5 protein-coding genes are annotated in these 4,583 nt (G+C 45.3%); 2 read left to right on the plus strand and 3 right to left on the minus strand.

The annotated features are described in order from the left end of the window. Positions 1-449 precede the first annotated feature (449 nt). Both pssA and GY683_RS03325 read right to left on the minus strand, forming a co-directional pair. The gene (pssA, locus tag GY683_RS03320) at positions 450-1,256 is read right to left on the minus strand and encodes a CDP-diacylglycerol--serine O-phosphatidyltransferase (protein WP_297287397.1); all 807 of its coding nucleotides are present in this window, start codon (positions 1,254-1,256) and stop codon (positions 450-452) included. 3 nt (positions 1,257-1,259) lie between these two features. Continuing rightward, positions 1,260-2,138, minus strand: coding sequence for a 23S rRNA (adenine(2030)-N(6))-methyltransferase RlmJ (locus tag GY683_RS03325; RefSeq protein ID WP_297287398.1), 879 nt, complete (start codon positions 2,136-2,138; stop codon positions 1,260-1,262). A gap of 77 nt (positions 2,139-2,215) precedes the next feature. Here GY683_RS03325 and GY683_RS03330 point away from each other — a divergent pair, with 77 nt between their 5' ends. Both GY683_RS03330 and dapE read left to right on the plus strand, forming a co-directional pair. Beyond that, positions 2,216-2,815: a 2OG-Fe(II) oxygenase gene (locus tag GY683_RS03330; RefSeq protein ID WP_297287399.1), complete on the plus strand. Its 600-nt coding sequence runs from the start codon at positions 2,216-2,218 to the stop codon at positions 2,813-2,815. Positions 2,816-2,875: 60 nt separating this feature from the next. Next, complete coding sequence (gene dapE / locus GY683_RS03335; protein ID WP_297287400.1) at positions 2,876-4,054, plus strand: succinyl-diaminopimelate desuccinylase; 1,179 nt, start codon at positions 2,876-2,878, stop codon at positions 4,052-4,054. Positions 4,055-4,104: 50 nt separating this feature from the next. Here the strand turns inward: dapE and GY683_RS03340 are convergent. Next, a partial coding sequence (locus tag GY683_RS03340) for an AbgT family transporter (protein ID WP_297287401.1) occupies positions 4,105-4,583 on the minus strand: 479 nt, incomplete at its 5' end.

Genomic DNA, 4,583 nt, shown 5'->3' on the forward strand with positions numbered 1-4,583 from the left:
TGCTCATCGTGTAAATGAATTAACTTTGAGTATTTTTGTCTTAATAACTAATAAATGAATATTTATATATTATTTATTGAATTATCTTGTATTGACAAAAATCCACACAAGTTGTTCTTTAGTTTGGATTTTAAATAGTGTGCTAATCATCGTCTGATTTAGCTGATGACCTTTTTGTCGGTCAAGGCTTGTTATTATAATCGATTTGATTGTAAAGTCAAGCACTTTTTTTAAATTTTTTCTTAATATTGATTCAGATGTTTCGCTGATCGCTTTAAGTGGTGCGTATTATACGGATTATTTGGATGGCGTCAATCATTATTTTTGATAAATTTAAATAAATTTTATAAGTATATGATTTTTATAATAATTTAATAATTAAAATCAATCATAAAAAAAGACCCAAAGACATATTGGTTATCTTTGGGTCTTTTTGAAAGCGTTTACGCCTACCTTTTAGCTTTAAATGTGGTGACAAAGCCCGACAGCGCATAAATAATACCAATGGCTAATATACCCACAGGCAGATCATAAAGCACCGCACCCATGACGAGCACCCCAATGATCAATGCCACAAATGGTACCTTCTGACGGTCAAATTCCTTAAAGGAGTAATATTTAACATTACTCACCATGAGCAATCCACAGATCACAACCCATGCAGCGAAGGCAAATTCCGCCACGCCGATGTTATTGCCCACACTCCCCAACCAATCAGCATGATCAATCGCAACCATGACGCTTGACGCCAATAAAATCGCCGCCAAAGGACTGGCCAATCCAATAAAGTACTTCTTATCAACTTCGCCAATCTGCACATTAAAACGCGCCAAACGAAACGCCGCGCAAGCTGTGAATACAAAAGCGCATGCCAAGCCAAAACGCCCTAAATCATGCAGAGCAAACTGATAAACAAGCATCGCGGGTGCAAGTCCAAAAGCAATACAATCCGCTAAACTGTCAAACTGTTCGCCAAATGGACTTTGTGCATTTAAGATGCGTGCAGCTCTACCATCCATGCCATCAAGCACAGCAGATAGAAAAATTGCTAAAGCCGCCTTATAGTAAGCGCCTTCGCTACTAGCGACGATGGAGAAGAACGCACACAGCATAGATGCTGTAGTGATGAGATTAGGAACGAGATAGACGCCCTTTCTTACTTGTCGCTGCCCATCTATGGCTTCACTTTCAACAACTTCAAAAGTGATACCGCCTGCATCATCAAAGTCATTTAGATGATCGTCTGACTTCTTCATACATCATTCTCCGACCAGCCATTTTACGACTGCCATGTCTTCAATATTCATGGCAGGTGCATCTGCTGGTTTTAGAATTGGTGCAAGCGTCTGCAGGATTTCTTTGGCATGCACATCAAATTGCCAAGGCGGATTAATAATGTGCAATCCTGTGCCATTCATGCCCACCGCCACGTCATTAGGATATAGATTCAGCTCACATACCAACTGACGGCGGATTTCGGTACGTTTCATTTTTTTGTAGAACAATTCTACCGCTTCTTTATTCTTAATCGGATACCACAGTACGAATGTTCCTGTGGCAAATTTCTTATGGCTTGCCACAAGCAAATCTACTAAACGACTAAAATCTTTATGTTCTTGCTCAAATGGCGGATCAAGCAAGATAATGCCACGCTTCTCTTTTGGAGGTAGTACCGCAGGCACGCCTTCAAAGGCGTCACGATGATGAACTCCGATCGGCAGTTGGTATAACTGATAATTCAGTGCATCGTATTCATCCGCCACCGCTTCAAAGGCTTCGGCACGAAGTGGAGCGTCTTTTGAATGGTGCAAGGCATGATTGGCAATCCACCAAGGCGACCCCGGATAGACGTGCTTGTCGTAGGTCTTGCGAGCGATGTCAAGATCTAATAGATACTGAGCGACGGCTTTTGGCGGTGTACCAATATTAGCAATCTCTAGCGCAAGAATTCCTTTGTTTGCCTCGCCTGTCTTGGTGGCTTCCGTACTCTCTAGTGAGTACAAACCGCGCCCACCATAAGCATCTAAGACATAATAAGGTTTGGCTTTGGCGGAGAATTGAGAAAGTAGCTGTAATAACAAAATATGCTTGGCAACGTCAGCAAAGTTACCTGCATGATAAGCGTGTTTATAGTTCATGTTGGTCTATTATGGTCTGTGTTTTTTGGATGAGTTTATGGTAACATAGTTGATTGTTTTTAGCTATTTTTATTTGTATGACAACCTTTTATGCCGACTGGCACGCCTTGATTGATGCCAAGCTTGATGACTTTATCGCCACAGGCACGATGGTGCTTGATGATGTCTTTCATGCCACCGACTTGACCGCCTTACAAGCCGAGAGCGGATTTATAGAATACAGGCAAGCTCATCTGACCCACGGCGAGCGAGAGACTGCCATTCGTGGCGACAGCATTCGCTGGATTGATGAGTCCTGCCCTGTGGGGTCGGCGTACCTTGGGGCGATTAATGAGCTTGGGCGGTATTTTAACACCACACTATACACAGGCATTCGCTCATCAGAAGCTCATTATGCACGCTATCCATCAGGCTTTGGCTATAAATGGCACTCGGACAACCCCAAAGGGCGAGATGAGCGGGTCATCTCTGCGGTGTTTTATTTAAATGACAACTGGACGGCGGACAATGGCGGTGCGATAACGGTGGTGGATAAAACGGGTGAGACTACCGGGCTTTTGCCACAGCTTAACCGCCTTGTGGTGTTTGATAGCAATCTGCTCCACCAAGTGGAAATTACCAATCGTACTCGGTTTTCTATTGCCACGTGGCTTCGGCGTGATGAGAGGTTGGTTTAAAAACCATAGTCATCAACCAATTTTCAAATACAATTTATAAAATTTAATTAGGAAAACCCCATGACCCCCACCTTATCCCTATCCACTCACCTTTTAAAAGAGCCGTCCATTACCCCCAATGATTTTGAGTGCCAAAATATCTTGGCAGACTATTTGGGGAAATTGGGCTTTGAGTGCGAATTTTTGTATTTTGGCGACCCAAATCACAACGGCAAAAACGCCCAAATCAAAAACCTATACGCCAAGAAAAAAGGCTCTGACCCCGCCGCCGCCCATCTATGCTTTGCAGGGCATACCGATGTCGTGCCTGTGGGCGATGAGAGCCTATGGACGTATCCGCCTTTTTCGGCAACCGTATCTGACGGCTATCTGTGGGGGCGTGGGGCAAGCGACATGAAGACCGCCATTGCCTGCTTTTGTGTGGCGTGCGATGAATTTATCAAGGCTCACCCCGACCACAAAGGCGACATTTCGCTACTTATCACCGCAGACGAAGAAGGGGTGGCGATTAACGGTACGCACAAGGTGGCATTGGAGCTTGCCAAGCGGGGTGAGCGTATGGATTTTTGTCTGGTGGGCGAGCCGTCTAGCACGAGCGTGCTTGGCGATGTCATCAAAAACGGCAGACGTGGCTCACTAAACGCCAAGCTCACCGTAATAGGCAAGCAAGGACACATCGCCTATCCACATCTGGCGGTCAATCCCATGCACGAGCTTGCCCCCGCCCTTGCCGAACTTGTGGCGTGTGAGTGGGATACGGGCAACGACTATTTTCCTGCCACCAGTATGCAAATATCCAACATAAATGGCGGTACAGGGGCGACCAACGTCATACCCAATAGCGTGGAGGTGCTGTTTAACTTCCGTTTTTGCACCGAAAACACTGCCGAGAGCTTACAGGCAAAAACCCATGCCATTTTAGATAAGCACTTTGCCAATTCCAAGGCGACTTATGACATTGAATGGAGCTTATCAGGCGAGCCATTTTTGACCCCAAAAGGCGAGTTTGTGGACGCTGTCGTGTCCGCCATCAAGGACGTTACAGGCACGGACAGTAAGCTGTCCACCTCAGGCGGAACATCAGACGGGCGGTTTATTGCTCCGATTATGAACGCCCAAGTGGTTGAACTTGGCGTATTAAATGACACTATTCATCAGATAGACGAAAAAGTAAGCATTGATGATTTGGAGAAATTAACGCTGATTTATGGGAAGATTTTGGATAAATTGATTGCTTAAAATATAAAATCCCTTGTCATCAAACAAGGGATTTTTATTATCTGGCAAGATTAAGGCGTGTAATAAGTCGCAGCCCCTGGCCCTACGGGCAGACCCAAGGCAAACACCCAAATGCAGAACAACGCCGTCCACCCCACCAAGAACAAGAGCGAGTATGGAACCATGAGCGACATGAGTGTGCCGACCCCTGTGTCTTTTTTGTAGCGAATCGCCACCGCCATGATAAGTCCAAAGTAACTCATCATCGGAGTGATGATGTTGGTACTGCTATCGCCAATACGATACGCCGCCTGAATCATCTCTGGAGCATAACCTGTCAGCATGAGCATGGGCACAAAAATCGGTGCGGTAATCGCCCACTGAGCCGATGCCGAGCCGAGCATAAGATTGACAAAAGCACAAATCAGAATAAACCCAACCAACAACAAAGGCCCTGTCAGTCCGATGTCATTTAGGAAATTCGCTCCCGATACCGCCATGACCGAACCGATGTTTGACCAGTTAAAAAAGGCGGTAAACTGAGCAGCAA

It is taken from the genome of Moraxella sp. (assembly GCF_024227015.1).
Lineage (GTDB): Bacteria > Pseudomonadota > Gammaproteobacteria > Pseudomonadales > Moraxellaceae > Moraxella.

Bases quoted from the DNA above. Each gene is read 5' to 3' on its own strand.
- pssA (WP_297287397.1), bottom strand. From the start codon at position 1,256: ATGAAGAAGTCAGACGATCATCTAAATGACTTTGATGATGCAGGCGGT.
- GY683_RS03325 (WP_297287398.1), bottom strand. From the start codon at position 2,138: ATGAACTATAAACACGCTTATCATGCAGGTAACTTTGCTGACGTTGCC.
- GY683_RS03330 (WP_297287399.1), top strand. From the start codon at position 2,216: ATGACAACCTTTTATGCCGACTGGCACGCCTTGATTGATGCCAAGCTT.
- dapE (WP_297287400.1), top strand. From the start codon at position 2,876: ATGACCCCCACCTTATCCCTATCCACTCACCTTTTAAAAGAGCCGTCC.